The organism is Janthinobacterium foliorum (assembly GCF_978021625.1).
Map to the genome: position 1 here is coordinate 1 of NZ_CDXDQE010000016.1, position 18,365 is coordinate 18,365.

The 18,365-nt window shown below is 64.6% G+C and carries 17 protein-coding genes and 1 riboswitch; all 17 genes read left to right on the forward strand.

Annotated features, from left to right (window positions below; translation table 11 throughout):
* Positions 1–228 precede the first annotated feature (228 nt).
* The 17 genes from cobT to ACZ92H_RS25610 all read left to right on the forward strand — a co-directional run bounded on the left by cobT (position 229) and on the right by ACZ92H_RS25610 (position 18,352).
* Positions 229–1,269, forward strand: coding sequence for a nicotinate-nucleotide--dimethylbenzimidazole phosphoribosyltransferase (gene cobT, locus ACZ92H_RS25530; protein ID WP_465051461.1), 1,041 nt, complete (start codon positions 229–231; stop codon positions 1,267–1,269).
* A gap of 3 nt (positions 1,270–1,272) precedes the next feature.
* Positions 1,273–2,079: an adenosylcobinamide-GDP ribazoletransferase gene (locus ACZ92H_RS25535; protein WP_465051462.1), complete on the forward strand. Its 807-nt coding sequence runs from the start codon at positions 1,273–1,275 to the stop codon at positions 2,077–2,079.
* Between the two features lie 4 nt (positions 2,080–2,083).
* Entirely contained in the window at positions 2,084–2,638 is a 555-nt protein-coding gene (locus ACZ92H_RS25540) for a histidine phosphatase family protein (RefSeq protein ID WP_465051463.1), read from the forward strand.
* A 44-nt stretch (positions 2,639–2,682) separates the two neighbouring features.
* A riboswitch (cobalamin riboswitch) is annotated at positions 2,683–2,924 on the forward strand.
* A gap of 127 nt (positions 2,925–3,051) precedes the next feature.
* Entirely contained in the window at positions 3,052–4,923 is a 1,872-nt protein-coding gene (locus tag ACZ92H_RS25545) for a TonB-dependent receptor domain-containing protein (protein ID WP_465051464.1), read from the forward strand.
* Positions 4,924–5,012: 89 nt separating this feature from the next.
* On the forward strand, positions 5,013–6,038 hold the full coding sequence (locus ACZ92H_RS25550; RefSeq protein WP_465051466.1) for a FecCD family ABC transporter permease: 1,026 nt from the start codon (positions 5,013–5,015) through the stop codon (positions 6,036–6,038).
* Between the two features lie 7 nt (positions 6,039–6,045).
* A complete protein-coding gene (locus tag ACZ92H_RS25555) occupies positions 6,046–6,813 on the forward strand; it encodes an ABC transporter ATP-binding protein (protein WP_465051467.1) in 768 nt (255 codons plus the stop codon).
* Between the two features lie 2 nt (positions 6,814–6,815).
* Positions 6,816–7,460, forward strand: coding sequence for a cob(I)yrinic acid a,c-diamide adenosyltransferase (gene cobO / locus ACZ92H_RS25560; protein ID WP_465051468.1), 645 nt, complete (start codon positions 6,816–6,818; stop codon positions 7,458–7,460).
* 7 nt (positions 7,461–7,467) lie between these two features.
* A complete protein-coding gene (cobU, locus tag ACZ92H_RS25565; protein WP_465051469.1) occupies positions 7,468–8,034 on the forward strand; it encodes a bifunctional adenosylcobinamide kinase/adenosylcobinamide-phosphate guanylyltransferase in 567 nt (188 codons plus the stop codon).
* A complete protein-coding gene (cbiB, locus tag ACZ92H_RS25570; protein WP_465051470.1) occupies positions 8,028–8,981 on the forward strand; it encodes an adenosylcobinamide-phosphate synthase CbiB in 954 nt (317 codons plus the stop codon). Before cobU ends, cbiB begins: the two co-directional genes overlap by 7 nt.
* Positions 8,974–9,960, forward strand: coding sequence for a threonine-phosphate decarboxylase CobD (gene cobD, locus ACZ92H_RS25575; RefSeq protein WP_465051472.1), 987 nt, complete (start codon positions 8,974–8,976; stop codon positions 9,958–9,960). The genes cbiB and cobD overlap by 8 nt, the downstream gene beginning before the upstream one ends.
* On the forward strand, positions 9,957–10,868 hold the full coding sequence (locus tag ACZ92H_RS25580; protein WP_131376135.1) for a cobalamin-binding protein: 912 nt from the start codon (positions 9,957–9,959) through the stop codon (positions 10,866–10,868). Before cobD ends, ACZ92H_RS25580 begins: the two co-directional genes overlap by 4 nt.
* Positions 10,865–11,671, forward strand: a complete 807-nt coding sequence (locus ACZ92H_RS25585; RefSeq protein ID WP_465051473.1) for an ABC transporter substrate-binding protein — start codon at positions 10,865–10,867, stop codon at positions 11,669–11,671. Before ACZ92H_RS25580 ends, ACZ92H_RS25585 begins: the two co-directional genes overlap by 4 nt.
* The gene (locus ACZ92H_RS25590) at positions 11,668–13,131 is read left to right on the forward strand and encodes a cobyric acid synthase (protein ID WP_465051474.1); all 1,464 of its coding nucleotides are present in this window, start codon (positions 11,668–11,670) and stop codon (positions 13,129–13,131) included. The genes ACZ92H_RS25585 and ACZ92H_RS25590 overlap by 4 nt, the downstream gene beginning before the upstream one ends.
* Before the next feature lie 114 nt (positions 13,132–13,245).
* Positions 13,246–14,718, forward strand: a complete 1,473-nt coding sequence (locus ACZ92H_RS25595) for a DHA2 family efflux MFS transporter permease subunit (protein ID WP_465051475.1) — start codon at positions 13,246–13,248, stop codon at positions 14,716–14,718.
* A gap of 73 nt (positions 14,719–14,791) precedes the next feature.
* Positions 14,792–15,988, forward strand: a complete 1,197-nt coding sequence (locus ACZ92H_RS25600; protein ID WP_465051476.1) for a type II secretion system F family protein — start codon at positions 14,792–14,794, stop codon at positions 15,986–15,988.
* 135 nt (positions 15,989–16,123) lie between these two features.
* Complete coding sequence (locus ACZ92H_RS25605; protein ID WP_465051477.1) at positions 16,124–17,305, forward strand: acyltransferase family protein; 1,182 nt, start codon at positions 16,124–16,126, stop codon at positions 17,303–17,305.
* Between the two features lie 177 nt (positions 17,306–17,482).
* Entirely contained in the window at positions 17,483–18,352 is an 870-nt protein-coding gene (locus tag ACZ92H_RS25610) for a prepilin peptidase (RefSeq protein WP_465051478.1), read from the forward strand.
* Positions 18,353–18,365 lie beyond the last annotated feature (13 nt).

The following is an 18,365-nucleotide window of genomic DNA, read 5'->3' on the forward strand; positions in this document are numbered from 1 at the left end:
GCGAAGAAGGAAGAGTATGAAGCATTTCGCTAAATCCGTCAACACCTTCTTTTCTGCTACATCACCGTTTCCGGTGATCCTCAAGTGCCGCATTTGACTGCGTCTCATTGGGGAGGCGAACTATAGCAAAGCCGTCCGCACCCCGCAAGGGCTATTTTGCGGCTGGGCAAATATTGCTGTGTGATATCGTAGCGACGACCATACCCAGCTTCATCTACATAGATCCCCATGCCTATCCCACACATCGTACCCACCGCCAATCTCGCCCTGGCCGGCGCACTCGAACACGCCATCAACAGCAAAACCAAGCCATTGGGCAGCCTCGGCATGCTGGAAACCCTGGCCTGCCAGATTGGCCTGATTCAGCAAAGCACGCAACTGGCCTTGCACCAGCCAGCCATCATCGTTTTCGCCGCCGACCATGGCGTCGTCGCAGAAGGCATTTCCGCCTATCCGCAAAGCGTGACCTGGCAAATGGTGGAGAACTTCCTCGGCAACGGCGCCGCCATCAATGTCTTCGCCCGCCAGGCCGATTGCGCCCTCTATATAGTAGACGCCGGCGTGAACCACGACTTCGGCCAGCGCGACGGCTTACTCAACCGCAAGCAAGGCCCTGGCACGCGCAATTTCGCCAAGGAACCGGCCATGAGCGAGGCGCAATGCCTGGCAGCCATGCAGGCGGGCATGGACCTGGTCGCCACACTGGAAGGCAATGTACTGGGCTTTGGCGAAATGGGAATCGGCAACACGACGGCCGCCGCCGCACTGATGCACAAGCTGACCGGCACGCCCGTCGCCGATTGCGTGGGCGCCGGCACTGGCCTGTCGAAGGAAGGCGTGTTGCACAAGCAGCAGGTGATCGAAGCGGCCGTCGCGCATCACGCGGCAGTCAACGAGCCGCTCGCCGTGCTGGCCACGTTTGGCGGTTTCGAGATCGCCATGATGGCCGGCGCCATGTTGAAAGCGGCGGAACGGCGCATGATCCTGCTGATCGACGGCTTCATCGTCAGCAGCGCCCTGCTGGTGGCCGCGCGCCTGCGGCCAGCCATTCTCGATTACTGCGTGTTTTCGCACTGCTCCGATGAAAACGGCCATCGCCAACTGCTGGCCAGCCTGGCTGCGCGGCCACTGCTGCAACTGGACCTGCGCCTGGGCGAAGGCACGGGGTCCGCGCTGGCCTTGCCGCTGCTGCACGCGGCCGTCAACTTCATGCGCGAGATGGCGACCTTCGCCTCGGCCCAGGTCAGCGAAAAATCCGCGGCAGATTAGGCGATGTTCAATCCCCTGACTGCCCTCTTCCACCAGTGCCGGCTGTTCTTCATTGCGCTGCAGTTCTTCACGCGCCTGCCCATCCCGCGCTGGGTAGGTTTCGAGCCGGCCTGGCTGCAGCACGCGTCGCGCTACTTTCCCCTGGTCGGCGTGGTGGTGGCGGCCATTGCCGGCGCCGTGTACGTGCTGGCCAGCTGGCTGCTGCCATCGCCAGTGGCCGTGCTGCTGGCCGTGGCGGCCGGCATTTACCTGACCGGCGCCTTCCATGAAGACGGCTTCGCCGACATGTGCGACGGTTTCGGCGGCGGCCTGACGCGCGAGCGGGTGCTGGAAATCATGAAGGATTCGCGCATCGGCGCGTATGGCGCCATCGGCATCATCTGCCTGCTCGCCGTCAAATGCATGGCACTGGCAGCGCTGCCGCCCGCCGTCGTCGTCGCGGCCTTGTTCATCGCCCATCCACTTTCGCGCCTGGCGGCCGTGTCGCTGATCTGGCTCATGGACTACGCGCGCGACGAAGGCAAGGCCAAGCCAATGGCGCAGGAGATGCGCACGGGAGAATTCCTCATCGCCGCCGCCTGCGGCCTGCTGCCCGCCATCGCCTGCGGCGCACTGGGCATCGTGGACTGGAGCGCACTGGCCTTCGCCATCGTGGCGGCTGCCGGCGCCGCCTGGTGGCTGGGCCGCAAATGCCAGCGCCGCCTGCAAGGCTACACGGGCGACTGCCTGGGCGCCGTGCAGCAGGTGGCGGAAGTGGCGATCTACCTGGCCATCCTGTCCAGCTTCCAGCCGCCAGTACACTTCTATTAGCAGCATGCGCCTGATTCTCGTCCGCCATCCCGCGCCGCACGTCGCCAGCGGCATCTGTTATGGCCGCAGCGACGTGGCCGTGGCGCCGGAGGAAATGAGCAAGGTGCGCGCCGCGCTGCAAAGTAGCTTGCCGGCCGGTGTGCCGCTGTATGCAAGCCCCCTGCGCCGCTGCGCCGAACTGGCGGCGGCACTGAAGCAGGACTTGCCAGCGAGCGCACTGCGTTTTGACGCCCGACTGGCCGAGATGGATTTCGGCGCCTGGGAAATGCGGCCCTGGCAGGCGATCGCGCGCGAAGAAATCGACGCCTGGGCCGCCGACATGGTCCATTACCGGCCCGGCGGCGGGGAGAATGTCCTGTCCATGGCCAACCGCGTCGACGCATTTCTGCATGATCTGTTGCGCGAACCACACGCAACGGCTGTCATCCTCTGCCATGCGGGCACCATCCGCCTGCTGTGCGCATTGCAAGCAGGGCTGCCATTGGAGGAAACGGCCTTGCTGGCGGCCACTTCGGCCCACAAAATCGCCTATGGTGCGACGATCAGCCTCGATTTCTGATATCGAATCGTCGAGCCAACCATTTCAGTCCACGCCTGCTGCACGTATAATGGCGGGGTTTTGGTGCCCGCGTTCATGTCCATGAGCGCAGTTAAACGGGAAACACGATGCCGCGCCTGCGGCGAACGTGTGCTGCCCCCGCAACGGTAAGCAAGTGTCGCCCCTCCCGACCGGAAGCGGACGACAAGCTCTCTCTGAAAACCACTGTGCTTGCAATCATCGAGCATGGGAAGGTGGGATAGCCGTACTTGCCAGCCCGGATACCGGCCAGGACAGGTGGAAGTGTGCGAACGGGGATGTTCGCGATCCGAATGGCCCATGGCCATCTTCGATCGTCATCTTCAGTTCCCACTTCTGTTCAATCTGGCCAACGGGGACGTCGGCTGGTTGCATATTACTTACTGAAAATTATCATGACCCATGCTGTTTCCCGCCACGCGGCGCTCACGTCGCTCGCGCTAGCCATTGCCGCGCCTGCCGCTTTCGCCCAATCCACGCCCGACACCTTCGACCCGGTGGTCGTCACCGCCAACCGCTACCCGCAGCACCTGAGCGAAGTACTGAGCGACACGCAGACCATCAGCTCGGAAGAAATCGCCCGTTCGGGCGCCGGCTCGCTGATCGACCTGCTGCAAAAGCAGCGCGGTATCGAAGTGACCCGCAATGGCGGCGCAGGCACCTCGGCCAGCGTGTTCATCCGCGGCGCGAACAGCAACCAGAATATCGTCCTGGTCGACGGCGTGCGCATCGGCTCGTCCACCCTGGGCACGGCCAACTGGAGCGCCCTGCCCCTGTCGAGCATCGACCACGTTGAAATCGTCTACGGTCCGCTGAGCACCATGTACGGCGCCGATGCCATCGGCGGCGTGATCCAGATCTTCACCAAGAAAGGTGACGGCGCTACGCGCTTCTCCGCTTTCGCCGGTTACGGCAGCAACAACACGCGCCAGGCCGAAGCCAGCGTTGCCGGTTCGACGGGCGGCGTGAACAGCTTCAGCTACGCGCTGGCGGCAGGCAAGGAAAAGTCGGATGGTTTCTCCGCATCCAAGCTGGGCGCCTCCTCGTTCACCTACAACCCGGACAAGGACGGCTACGACAAGGAAAGCGTCAGCGGCCAGTTCGGCTACCAGATGGCCAAGGGCCATGAAGTCGGCCTGGTGTTCCTGAATAGCGAATTGAAAGCCCAGTACGACGCCGGCCCGGGCTACGATGCGCGCAGTAACCAGAAGCTGCAGAACGTCTCCGTCTTCACCAAGAATGAATTCCTGCCTAACTGGACCAGCGAACTGCGCTACGCGGAAGCGCGCGACAAGTCGGGCGACGACAGCAGCGCTGCATCGTATGGCAAAAGCCAGATCGACACCAAGCAGACCGACTTCACCTGGCAGAACGACATCCGCATCGGCCGCGACAACCTGCAATTGCTGGCCAGCTACCGCGACGAAGACGTCATGTCGAGCAGCACGCCGGAAGTAACGGGCGCACGCAATACCAAGTCCTACGCAGCGGCATACAACATGGTACGCGGCGCGCACCTGTTCAATATCAGCGGCCGGCGCGACGACAACTCGGCATTCGGCTCGCACAACACGGGCAGCATCGCCTACGGCTACCGCATCAGCAATGCGCTGCGCGCAAACGCCAGCTATGGCACCAGCTTCCGTGCACCGACCTTCAATGAACTGTACTACCCGGGATATGGCCTGGCATCGAACAAGCCGGAAACGGGCCGCAACGCGGAAATCGGCCTGCACTACAACGACGGCGTCTCGCAAGCCAGCGCGACCTACTACCATAACAAGGTCACCGACCTGCTGGTCAACACCACGCCATGCCCGGATCCGCTGTTCAACGGCAGCTATGGCTGCGCCTACAACGTCAACAAAGCCCTGCTCGAAGGCGTGACCCTGGCGGCCAGCCGCAAGTTCGGCGCCTTCAATGTCAGTGGCAATATCGACCTGCAGGACCCGCGCGATGAAACCAAGGACAAGCAGCTGCAGCGCCGTGCCAAGCAGCACGCCAATGTCGCCGTTGACTACACGCTGGGCGCGCTGACCTCGGGCGCCGAATGGCAACTGTCGGGCAAACGCTACGACGATGCCGCCAACAAGAACGTCCTGGGCGGCTATGGCCTGGTCAATCTGTACGCCACCTACCAGTTTGCTCCTGAGTGGTCGGTGCTGGCCCGCTGGAACAACATCGCCAACAAGAACTACGAACTGGCCCGTTTCTATGCAACGCCAGGCTCGAAAGTCTTCGTCGGCGTACGCTACGGCATGAAATAAGCAAGTAGTAATGATGTAAGCTGCGGGCCATGGCTCCATGCCATTGCCCGCAGTGCAGTCCTGCAGTCTCCCGCTTCTTAAGGCAGTCAATGCACCCATTCTTTCGCAACATGCGCCACCGCGCCACCGTGATCATCGCGGTGCTGGTCGTGTGCGCCGTTGCCAGCCTGATTTTCTCCGGCATGACCGGTTCGATCGCGATTCCGCTCGCCGACCTGCCTTCCGCCCTGTTCCACGTCGTGCAGGGCAAGACCGATACCCTCGCCGCCACCTTGCTCGACCTGCGCCTGGGCCGCGCGCTGACCGCCTTTGTCACCGGCGCGGCACTGTCGCTGGCCGGCGTCATGATGCAGGCGCTGCTGCGCAATCCCCTGGCCGACCCATATGTTCTGGGCATTTCCGCCGGCGCTTCCGTCGGCGCCCTGGCCGCGCTGCTGTTCATGTGCGCGCTGTGGGTGGTCGATGCGGCGGCATTCGCCGGCGCCGTCGGCGTGTCGATGCTGCTGTACTTCTTTGCCCGGCGCGACCTGCGCGGCGGCGCAGCGGCAGAAGGCGGCGCCTCATTGCTTCTGCTGACGGGCGTGATCCTGGCCTCGGCCTGCATGGCCATCGTCACGCTGATGCTGTCGATCGCGCCGGAAAGCCGCTTGCGCAGCATGATCTTCTGGATGATCGGCGACCTGTCCGGCGCGCCGGCGCGGCTGATGCCATGGCTGGTCCTGGCGGGCGCCCTGATTTTCGCCCTGCGCTGCGCGCGTTCGCTGAACATCATGGCCCTGCACGCGGAAGCGGCCAGCACCCTTGGCGTGCGCGTGGGCGCCCTGCGCAAGGGACTGTTCTTCTGTTCCGGCCTGCTCACTGCCAGCGCCGTCACCAGCGCCGGCAGCGTGGGCTTCGTCGGCCTGATCGTGCCGCATGCGCTGCGCTTTGCCTGCGGCCCCGACCATCGCCTGCTGATTCCCGCCGCCGCGCTGGCCGGCGGCACCTTCCTGGTGCTGGCAGACACCTTGGCGCGCACCGTGCTGGCGCCCTTGCAGCTGCCCGTCGGCGTCGTCACGGCGATGATAGGCGCACCCGTCTTCCTGTACCAGCTGCACCGGCTGCGCCGGAGATGAGACAACCATGATCCGCACCTACCAACTTGGCCTGAAGGCAGGCACCCGCTCCCTGGTGGAAAACCTCACCTGGCAAATCAAGGGAGGCGAATGCTGGAGCGTGATCGGCCGCAATGGCGCCGGCAAAAGCACCCTGCTGCGCGCCCTGGCCGGCTTGCGCGAGCCCGACGCGGGCCACGTAACGGTACAGGGCCGCGCCCTGGTCGACTGGCCGCTGGAGGAGCTGGCGCGCGAACGCGCCTTCCTGGCGCAGGCACGGCATGACGCCTTCTCGTACCGCGTGATCGAAACGGTGCTGTCGGCGCGCCACCCGTATCACGACAGCCACTACTGGGAAGGCAGCGACGACCAGCGCATCGCCCTGGCGGCGCTGGCCTCGATGGAAGTGGAACACCTGGCCGAGCGCGACGTGCGCAGCCTGTCCGGCGGCGAGCGCCAGCGCGTGGCCATCGCCGCCATGCTGGCGCAGGACACGCCCCTGCTGCTGCTGGACGAACCGGCCAACGCGCTGGACCTGGCGCACCAGGTCAGCGTCATGGGCCTGCTGGCCAGGCTGTGCCGCGAACAGAACAAGACGGTGGTGATGGTGGGGCACGACCTGAACCTGGCGCACAGCGTCTCCACCCACGCGCTGCTGCTGATGGGCGACGGCGGCTGGCTGGCCGGCCCCGTGGCCGAGGTGATGCAGGCGTCCATCCTGGGCGACTACCTGGGCCACCCAATCGAGATCATCGATCACGGCAAACGCAAGATATTCATACCGAAAGAGGATTAACCATGAGCGACAACAAGAACATCGACGCGGACAGCGCGGCCAATACCGCAGCGATCAACGAACGCCACCGCGTGCGCATGGAGCGCAAGAAGGCCATCATCGACGCGGCCATCGCCAAGGCGGACAAGGAAATCGGCATCATCATCGTCAACACGGGCAATGGCAAGGGCAAGAGTTCGAGCGGCTTCGGCATGGCCATCCGCGCAATGGGCCACGGCATGAAAGTGGGCGTGGTGCAGTTCATCAAGGGCGCCATGTCGACGGGCGAGGAAAAATTCCTGCGCCGCTTCCCCGACGAAATCAGTTTTCATGCGATGGGCGAAGGCTATACCTGGGAAACGCAGAACCGCGAACGCGACATCGAAAAGGCCGAACTGGCGTGGGAACAGGCGAAGACCTTCCTGTCCGATCCCGCCTATGGCCTGGTGCTGTTCGACGAACTCAATATCGCCCTCAAGTACAAATACCTCGACGTGCACAAAGTCATCGCCGACCTGCTGGAACGCCCGCACATGCAGCACGTGGTCATCACGGGCCGCGGCGCGCCCGATGAACTGATCGCCATCGCCGACACCGTCACCGAGATGGCCGTCGTCAAGCATGCGTATGCGGCCGGCATCGGCGCGCAACTCGGCACCGAGTGGTAACAGCGCCATGACGCGCACCCTGGTCTTCGGCGGCGCCCGTTCCGGCAAGAGCGCCTACGCCGAGCAGCTGGCCCGCGCATCGGGCAAGGAAGTGCTGTACATCGCCACGGCGCAGGCGGGCGACGGCGAGATGGCCACGCGCATCACGCATCACCGCGCGCAGCGCCCGGCCGAGTGGACCACGCTGGAAGAACCGCTGCGCCTGGGCGACACGCTCCTGCAGCAGGCGCGTCCACACCGCCTGCTGCTGGTCGACTGCCTGACCCTGTGGCTGACGAACCTGATGTTTTCCAGCGGCGAAACCTATCCGGACGTGGGCGACATCACCCTGCCCGAGCTGTTCCACAGCGAGCGCGCGCACCTGCTGTACGCGCTGGCCGAAATCGGCGACACCGGCTGCGACCTTGTGCTGGTATCGAACGAAGTGGGCATGGGCATCGTGCCGTATGGCGCCATCTCGCGCTGCTTCACGGATGAAGCGGGACGCCTGAACCAGGCCGTGGCGGCCGTCTGCGACAAGGCCGTGTTTGTCGCCGCCGGCCTGCCCCTGTGCCTGAAAGGCGGCCCGTGCTGAGCGGCCTGTCGCTGCCCATGCTGGCCGCCCTGATGACGGCCGGCGTGCTGCTCGACATGCTGCTGGGCGAGACGCGCCGCTGGCATCCGCTGGTGGGTTTTGGCCGTCTCGCCAGCGCGCTGGAGCGCCTGCTGAACCGGGGCCGCGCGCGCTTCCTGCGCGGCGCGCTGGCGTGGTCGCTGGCCGTGCTGCCGCTCAGCTATGCCGCCTACTGGCTGTGCGGCGTGGCGGGCGCCGCCCTGCACGTCTTCCTGCTGTATCTGTGCCTGGGCTTGCGCAGCCTGCGCGACCACAACCAGCCCATCGCCGATGCCCTAGCCATCGATGACCTGGACAATGCGCGCCTGCTGACGGCGCGCATCGTCAGCCGCGACACGGCCAGCGCCGATGCCGCCAGCCTGGCCAAGGCCAGCACGGAATCCCTGCTGGAAAACGGCAACGATGCCGTCTTCGGCACCCTGTTCTGGTTTGCCGTGGCGGGCGGCCCCGGCGCCGTGCTGTTCCGCCTGGCGAACACGCTGGACGCCATGTGGGGCTACCGCACTGCGCGCTACGACTGGTTCGGCTGCTGCGCCGCGCGCATCGATGACATCCTGAATTATCTGCCGGCGCGCCTGACGGCCCTGTCGTATGTCTTGCTGGGCAAGAGCATGGCCGACAAGCGCCGGGCCTGTCACTGCTGGCGCACGCAGGCGCCCCACTGGGGCAGCCCGAACGCGGGCCCCGTGATGGCCAGCGGCGCCGGCGCCCTGGGCCTGGCCCTGGGCGGCGACGCCATCTACGACGGCGCACTGGAACAGCGCCCGCCGCTGGGCAGCGGCCGTCCCGCCGAAGCGCGCGACATCGACCGCGCCTGGCGCCTGGTGGCCGAAACAGCCGTGCTGTGGCTGATCTGGATGGCGCTGCTGGCGGGTCTGTTGTACCTGAAAGGAAAGTATCTTGCTTGAGCATGGCGGCAACCTGCGCGACGCCGCGCGCGAATACGGCCGGCCCATGGCCGACTGGATCGACCTGTCGACGGGCATCAACCCGCACTGGTATGCAGCGCCAGCGCCCGATGCCAACGCCTGGCACCGGCTGCCGGAAGCCGACCCCGCCCTGGCTGCTGCCGCCTGCAGCTACTACGGCGCGCCGGCCATGCTGCCCGTGGCCGGCACGCAGGCCGCCATCCAGGCCCTGCCCCGGCTGCGCGCGCCGTCGCGCGTGGTGGTGGCCGCGCCCTCGTATGCGGAACACGCGCACCACTGGGGCCAGCACGGCCACCAGCTGCGCCAGGTGCCGTATGCGCAGCTGGCCGATGCGGTGGACCATTGCGACGTGCTGGTGATCTGCAATCCGAACAATCCCACGGGCGAGCGCATCGCACCCGAGCTGCTGCTGGCGTGGGCCGGCAGGCTGGCCGCGCGCGGCGGCTGGCTGGTGGTCGATGAAGCCTTTGGCGACACGGAAACGCACGCCAGCCTGGGACAGCATACGAGCCAGCCGGGCCTGATCGTGCTGCGCTCGGTGGGCAAATTCTTTGGCCTGGCGGGACTGCGCCTGGGCTTTGTCGCCGCCCATCCAGCCTTGCTGGCCCAGCTGTCCGACCTGCTGGGACCGTGGGCCGTCAGCGGTCCGGCGCAGCAGGTGGCGCTGGCGGCCCTCGCCGACACGCACTGGCAGAACGCCATGCGCGAGCGCCTGCGCGGCGAAGGCGTCCGTTTGCAGCAGCTGCTGGCGGCCCACGGCATCGCCAGCGGCGGCACGGCGCTGTTCCAGTGGTGGCCGGAAGCGCGCGCCGAAGCCTTCTGGCGCCATATGGCCGAACAAGGCATCTGGGTGCGCCTGTTCCGCCACGCGGCACGCGGCATCCGCCTGGGCCTGCCCCCCGACGAACCCGCCTGGCTGCGCCTGCAGCAGGCCCTCACCGCATGGAAGCACATATGAACACCTTGAAAATTTCGCTGCTGCTGGCCGGACTGGTTTCGCTGCAGGCGCACGCCGCCATCAGCGTGCGCGATGACGACGGCAATGTCGTCACCGTGGAAAAACCGGCGCAGCGCATCCTGGCGCTGGCGCCGCACATCACGGAACTGCTGTTCGCAGCCGGCGGCGGCGAAAAGATCGTCGGCGCCGTCAGCTACAGCGACTATCCGGAAGCGGCAAAAAAAATCCCTCAGGTGGGTGACAACCGCCAGTACGACATGGAACGCATCATCGCCATGAAGCCGGACCTGATCGTCGTGTGGATGCACGGCAGCGCCGAGCGCCAGATCGCCATGCTGCGCCAGCTGAAGGTACCCATCTACCACAGCGAGCCGCGCAAGCTGGCCGACATCCCCAGCGGCATCGAGCGCCTGGGCCAGTTGATGGGCACGGAAGCGGTGGCGAAACCGGCAGCCGCCCAGCTGCGCGCCAAGCTGACCAACCTGACGGCGCAATACGCTCAGCGCCCGCCCGTGCGCGTGTTTTACCAGGTATGGGACAAGCCTTTGTACACCCTGAGCGGCGCGAGCATCATCAGCGATGCCATGCGCGTGTGCGGCGGCCAGAATATCTTTGCCGCGATGAAGGTAGTGGCGCCCGTCGTCACGCCGGAAGGCGTGCTGCAGGAAGACCCGGAAGTCATCTTCGGCACCAGCGAAAAGAGCGACCCGCGCAGCGAAGGCGGCCTGGCCATGTGGCGCGCCTTCCCGTCGATGACGGCCGTGCGCCGGAATAATCTGTTCCGCCTGAATGGCGACCTGCTGAACCGCGCCGGCCCGCGCATGATCGAAGGCACGGCCGCCATGTGCGCACAGCTGGAAGTGGCGCGCCAGCGCCGCAGCGCGCCCGCCGTCAAGGCGGCACCGTGAGTCACTACCAGCGCATCGCCTGCCTGTCGACGGAAGCCGTGGAAACCCTGTATGCGCTGGGCGCGGAAGACGCCATCGCGGGCATTTCCGGCTTTACCGTGCGCCCGCCCCGCGCACGCGCGGAAAAGACCAGGATCAGCGGTTTTTCCTCCTCCAACCTGGAACGCATCCTGGCAGTGAAGCCGGACCTGGTGATCGGCTTTTGCGACATGCAGGCCGACATCTGCCGCGACCTGGTCAAGGCCGGCATCGAAGTCCACCAGTTCAACCAGCGCACCGTCGACGGCATCCTGCGGATGATCGCCGTGCTGGCCGCGCTGGTGCGGCGCGAGGAGGCTGGCCGCATGCTCATCGCCAGCCTGCGCGCCGACATCGCCGCCGCGCAAGCCCGCGCCGCTGCGTGGAAGCGCAAGCCCGTGGTCTATTTTGAAGAGTGGAACGAACCCCTGATGAGCGGCATCGGCTGGGCGGCGGAGCTGATCGCGCTGGCCGGCGGCGCGGACGCCTTCCCGGAACTGTCCGTGCAGCCGGGCGCGAAGGAACGCATCATCGCCGACCCGCAGGACGTGGTGGCGCGCGCGCCCGACATCATCATCGCCAGCTGGTGCGGCAAGAAATTCCAGCCCGCGCAACTGGCGGCGCGGCCGGGCTGGGAAACGCTGCCGGCCGTGCAAAACCAGATGCTGTTCGAGATCAAGTCGCCCGACATCCTCTCGCCCGGCCCCGCCGCCATCACGCACGGACTGCGCCAGATCAGCGACATCATCGCGCAGTGGCAGCAGCGACAGGAGCAGCAGGCATGAAGAGTCCCTTTCCCGCCCTGATGGTACAGGGCACGACCTCCGACGCGGGCAAGAGCACCGTCGTCGCGGCCCTGTGCCGCCTGCTGAAACGGCGCGGCGTGACGGTGGCGCCCTTCAAGCCGCAAAACATGGCCTTGAACAGCGCCGTGACCAGCGACGGCGGCGAGATCGGCCGCGCCCAGGCATTGCAGGCGCTGGCCTGCGGCATCGCGCCGCACACGGACATGAATCCGGTGCTCCTGAAACCGTCGTCGAACACGGGCGCGCAAGTGATCATCCACGGCAAGGTGCGCGCGGAAATGGATGCGCGCGATTACCAGCAATATAAAACCGTCGCCATGGGCGCCGTGCTGGAGTCGTATGCGCGCTTGCGCCAGCAGTACGACGCCGTCGTCGTCGAAGGCGCGGGCAGCCCGGCGGAAGTGAACCTGCGCGCGCGCGACATCGCCAACATGGGCTTTGCCGAAGCCGTCGACTGCCCCGTGATCCTGGTGGCCGACATCGACCGGGGCGGCGTCTTCGCCCACATCATCGGCACCCTGGCGTGTTTGTCCGACAGCGAGCGGGCGCGCATCGTCGGCTTCGTCATCAACCGCTTCCGCGGCGACATTTCACTGCTCACGCCCGGCATCGAATGGCTGGAACAGCAGACGGGCAAACCCGTGCTGGCCGTGCTGCCCTACCTGCAAGGGCTGTTCCTCGACGCGGAAGACGCCGTCGAGGCGATGCAGGCCGAACGGGGCGCCTTCAGGGTGGTGGTGCCGCGGCTGCCGCGCATCAGCAACCACACGGACTTCGACGCCCTGCGCGCCCATCCCGACATCGACCTGCAGTTCGTCAAACAGGGGCAGCCGATCCCGCCGGCCGACCTGGTGATCCTTCCCGGCAGCAAGAACACGCGCGGCGACCTGGCCTGGCTGCAGCAGCAGGGCTGGCCTGCCTACCTGGCGAAGCACCTGCGCTACGGCGGCAAGGTAATCGGCATTTGCGGCGGCTTCCAGATGCTGGGGCAGTGCGTGCGCGACCCGCTGGGCGTGGAAGGACCCGCTGGCGCATCGCAGGCATTGGGCCTGCTCGACATGGCGACGGAACTGACGGCGGAAAAAACGCTGGAGCAAGTCAAGGGGCAGTGCGCGTTTGCCGGTGCGGACAACGCCGGCGTGGCCGGCTACGAAATCCACATGGGCGTGTCGCACGGCCCTGCCTTGCAGCAGCCGGCCTTTGCCATCGCAGGCCGGCCGGAAGGGGCCGTATCGCCCGACGGGCAGATTTTGGGCAGCTATTTGCACGGCATGTTCGACGCGCCCGCCGCCTGCGCGGCGCTGCTGCGCTGGGCGGGACTGGCGTCGGCGCACACGGTCGACACCGGCGCCCTGCGCGAAGCGAGCCTGGAGCGCATCGCCGATGCGGCCCTGCCATTGCTGGAAGCGCTGGAAGCACTGGACGGTCTGGGAGACTGATCAAAGTTTCCCTGTCACAACAATAGGCCGCTGCGGCGGCGACGCCTCGCGCCTATTTATGTGACAATTGCCGGCATACCACAGGCGCAGCATCCCTTACTAGGCCCCGCATCCATGACCAGTTCCCCGATTAAAAGCTACCTTCCGTGGGTGGTCGCCACCGCCCTGTTCATGGAGCAACTCGACTCCACCATCGTCAACACCGCCATTCCCGCCATGGCCGCCAGCCTGAATGTAACGCCGCTGAGCCTGAAAGCGGTCGTCACCAGCTATATTTTGAGCCTGGCCGTGTGCATCCCCATCAGCGGCTGGATGGCCGACCGCTTCGGCACGCGGCGCGTGTTTTCCGCCGCCGTCGCCATCTTCACCATCGCCTCGATCCTCTGCGGCCTGTCCGTCAATTCGCCCATGCTGGTGGCGGCGCGCCTGCTGCAAGGGGTGGGCGCGGCCATGATGATGCCGGTGGGCAGGCTCACCATCATCCGCACCTTCCCCAAGTCGCAATTGCTGGCGGCCATGAATTTCGTCATCATCCCCGCCCTGATCGGCCCGCTGCTGGGGCCCACGGTGGGCGGGCTGATCGTGCACTGGCTGTCGTGGCGCGAGATTTTCTTCGTCAACGTGCCCGTGGGACTGGTGGCGCTGTACCTGGCGCACCGCTACATGCCCGATTATTACGGCGACAAGCCGCGTCCGCTGGATCTGATCGGCCTGGTGCTGTTCGGCACGGGCATCGCGCTGTTGTCGTGGCTGCTGGAAATCTTCGGCGAACACCGCATCGATCCCACCTCGTTTGCCGTGCTGCTGTTCATTTCCATCAGCCTGCTGGCCGCGTACGCCTGGCATTCGAGCGAAGTGCTGCATCCGCTGCTGCGCCTGACCCTGTTCAAGATCCGCACCTTCCGCGTCTCCGTGGTGGGCGGCTTCGTCACGCGCCTGGGCGTGGGCGGCCTGCCCTTCCTGTTGCCGCTGCTATATCAGCTGGGCCTGGGCTTGCCCGCCTGGCAGTCGGGCTTGCTGATGATGCCGTCGGCCGCGGCCGCCATGGGCATGAAGTTCATTTCCGCGCGCGTGCTGGCGCGCTTCGGCTATCGCCAGGTGCTGATCGTCAACACGGTCTTGATCGGCGTCACCATCGCCATGTTTTCGCAAGTGAGCGCCGGCACGCCCCTGTACGTGATCGTCTTCATCAGCCTGTGCATGGGCTTTTTTAACTCATTGCAATTTTCCAGCATGAACACGATTGCCTATGCCGACGTCGACAAGAGCGATTCCAGCATGGCCAGCACCATCGCCAGTTCGATGCAGCAATTGTCGATGAGCTTTGGCCTGGCCTTCGGTTCGCTGATCACGGGCTGGTACCTAGGCGACATGCCGCAGTCGGACCGCGCCATGCTCAGCACGGCCTTGCACCACGCCTTTTTGACCCTGGCGGCACTGACGGTCCTGTCGTCGCTGACCTTCTGGACCTTGCGCCGCGACGATGGCGAAAGCATCAGCAAGGGCACGGATAGCGACGAGGCAGACGCGGACGACATCAAGGCCCAGGCTGTTGTACAGACGGAAGTACAAACCACGAAAGGCTGAGCCACATCAAACCAGCATCTGCTGCCACTGGCGCTTTGGTCCGCTACTGCTACCGTGACGGCAGGAGGCGCACATGGCGGCCGAACGGCGGTTTGCATGGAAGGGCACGGACCGCCATGGCCAAGCCGTGGACGGCATTCTGCGCGCGACGGACGCCAGCGCCGCCATGGTTGCGCTGCGGCGCCAGGGCATCCTGGCCAGCAAGGTCAAGGCCGCGCGTGCCGCGCCGGGCAAGGCCATCACGCGCAAGGATATCGCCCTGTTCACCCGCCAGCTGTCGACCATGATGGCGGCCGGCGTGCCGCTGCTGCACGCCTTCGACATTGCCGGCAAGGGCCACGCCAAGCCCGCCATCACGCAACTGATGCGCGATCTGCGCCACGATATCGAAGCGGGCAGCAGCCTGCAGCAGGCGTTCCGCCAGTTTCCCCTATTGTTTGACGACCTGTATTGCAACCTGCTGGCGGCGGGCGAACAGGCGGGCATCGTGCAGGAATTGCTGGCACGCCTGGCCACGCACCAGGAAAAAGCCATCGCCCTGCGGCGGCAGGTGCGCGGCGCGCTCATGTATCCGCTGGCCATCGTGCTTGTCGCCATCGCCGTCACGGCCATCATCATGAGCGTGGTCGTGCCCGCCTTCCGCCAGGTCTTCGACAGTTTTGGCGCGCCGTTGCCGCTGCCGACCCTGGTCGTCATGGGCTTGTCCGCCTTTCTCGTGCGCTACTGGCTCGCCATGCTGGCGGCGCTGGTGCCGGCCTGCCTGCTGCTGCACCTGGCGTGGCGCCGCTGTCCCGCCCTGCGCCGGCACGCGCAAGTGCAGGCGCTGCGCCTGCCCCTGTTCGGTGCGCTCCTGCGCAAGGCAGCGATTGCCCGCTGGACACGCACGCTGGCCGCCATGTTCGCCGCCGGCGTGCCGCTGCTTGATTCACTCGGCCTGGTGGGCGCCGCCTCCGGCAACGCGCTGTACCGGGAAGCGACGGCGCGCATCGACGGGGAAATCCGCGCCGGCGGCAGCCTGGCCCTGGCCATGGAACACAGCGGCGTGTTCCCCCCGCTGCTGACGCAGCTTGCCCTCATCGGCGAGGAATCGGGCGCGCTCGACGCCATGCTGTCGCGCGCGGCCGACATCATCGAAGCCGAGATCGAAGCCACCATCGCCATCCTCACATCGCTGCTGGAACCGGCGCTGATGGTGGTGCTTGGGGTGCTGGTGGGCTCGCTCGTGATCGCCTTGTATTTGCCGATTTTCAAGTTAGGCGCCGTGATCTAGGCCGCTGCAAGCGGCACGTCACATAAAATCCCGAGTGATAACAAAAAACAAAATTACCGCATTGACATGTCTCTCCCGTAGGGGCAGACTGCGCCGATACAACATTCCTTTTATGATGAAACTGCGTCTTAATCCATGAAAAATCAATACAAACTGGACTGGCTGGAAGCGCTCAGGGGCATCGCAGCCGTTCTGGTAGTCCTGACACACGCACGCTACTTCATGTTCAACACCCCCACCTGGGAAAAAGCAGAAGAAGTACTCAGGCCGGGTGCCATGGGTGTCGACCTGTTCTTTATCATTAGCGGCTTCATCATGGCCTATTCAACGAGAAACTCGGACGGCAGCTTAAGGTATGCCAAGATATTCGCCATCAAACGATTCGCGCGCATCTGGCCGGTCTATACCGTCATCACCTTCTGCTGGGTAGTGGCATCACAAGATACCGCCGCTTATTTCACTTCCAGTGACACGCTCCTCCAATTTTTAAAAAGCATTCTCTTCATTCCAACCTCCATCAATAACCCGCCTTATTTTGGTGCGGCATTGCCGCTGGGCTGGACACTGGAATTCGAAATGTATTTTTATGCCATTTTCTGTGTCTCGCTGTTTTTCAAGAAATGGCGCTGGCCTGTTCTTTTCACGTGGATGATCGTCACCGTATTGCTGATACCCATGCAACAAAATCTGGCGCAGTCGGCCTACGATGTCAGCAGAAACCTGTCCTTTTCCCCCATCTATTTTAATTTGATGAGCAATCCGATTGTTTTGGAGTTTCTGGCAGGGGCCGCCATCGGTTTGTTGTATATACAGGAATGGGCCAGAATCAGGAATTCAGCCGTTGCCTATCATCTTCTCGGCCTGAGCATCGCATTTACCATCTGGATCGGGTACTCGCGAGTGGTGGATTTCCACGGCCCCACAAAATGGGGCGGCGCATTGGCACTGACCGTGCTGGTGATGGCCATCGCCAGCAAGACTGTCAAGATTCCCGCCCCGCGCTTGCTGGTCTGGCTAGGCTCTATTTCCTTCTCGCTTTACCTCAGCCATACGATTACCCAGCATTATTTCGGCCTGGCCATGCTCAAGCTGCAGATGGAAGCGCATATGCACTCATGGGGTTATATCTTCATGACCACCGTTACAGCAATTTCGGTTGCAGCAATAGTGCATCGTTACCTTGAAAAAAAGCTTTCCGAATCAATGCGCAACAAACTGCTAGCACTCCTGGTCGAGCAGAAAAAAACGCGACCGGTCGAAAAAGGCGTCGATGCCGCCGTAGTGACGGAAAATAGCAAACCGGCGTCTCCTGCATAATATTCGCGATGCTTGTCTTGCCAGCCGGTACCCAGAACATGCGAACACTTGCATGCTCTGCCGCTGGCAAGAACAGCAGATACACTATACTGTCCCGGCTCGCGACATCGTCCATGTCCTGGTCAGCATCGCGATACACCTCCTCTGCCAGTCCATGCTGAATTACCAATAAAGATAATGCCTCCAGATACCCTGCTGTTCGCCGCGCCCGGCAATCTGCCCGTCGCCCTCGTTGCCGCTCTGTTCGGCCTCATCGTCGGCAGCTTCCTGAACGTGGTGATCCACCGCGTGCCGAAGATGATGCAGCGCGAGTCCGATAATTATGTGGCGGAAGAAAGCGGCTTGCCGCTGCCGCACACGGACCGCTACAACCTGATGCTGCCCCATTCGAACTGCACCGCCTGCGGCCACCGCATCACGGCCATGGAAAATATTCCCGTCATCAGTTATCTGCTGCTGCGTGGCAAGTGCAGCGCCTGCAAGGTCCCCATCTCGGCGCGCTATCCGCTGGTGGAATTGCTCACGGGCGCGCTGTCCGCCATCCTGGTCTGGCACTTCGGCAGCGGCTGGACGGGCCTGGCCACGCTGGTGTTTGCCTACCTGCTGATCGCCATGACCTTCATCGATGCCGATACGCAAATGTTGCCCGACGACCTGACGTTCCCCCTGCTGTGGGCCGGCTTGCTGGTGAATATCAACGGCACGTTCGTGCCCCTGCAGGACGCCGTCATCGGCGCCGCCGCCGGCTACCTGGCCCTGTGGAGCGTGTACTGGGCCTTCAAGCTGGCGACAGGCAAGGAGGGAATGGGCTATGGTGACTTCAAATTGCTGGCGGCGCTCGGTGCGTGGCTGGGCTGGACCATGTTGCCGACGATCATATTATTGTCATCGCTGGTGGGCGCCGTGGTCGGCATCGGGCTGATCGTTTTCGCCAGGCGCGGGCGCGACAAGCCCATTCCTTTCGGTCCCTACCTGGCCGCGGCGGGCCTCATCGCCCTGCTGTACCGCACGCCCCTGTCGCAACTGACGCTGGGCCTGGCTGGCTGACCGGCCCCTATGG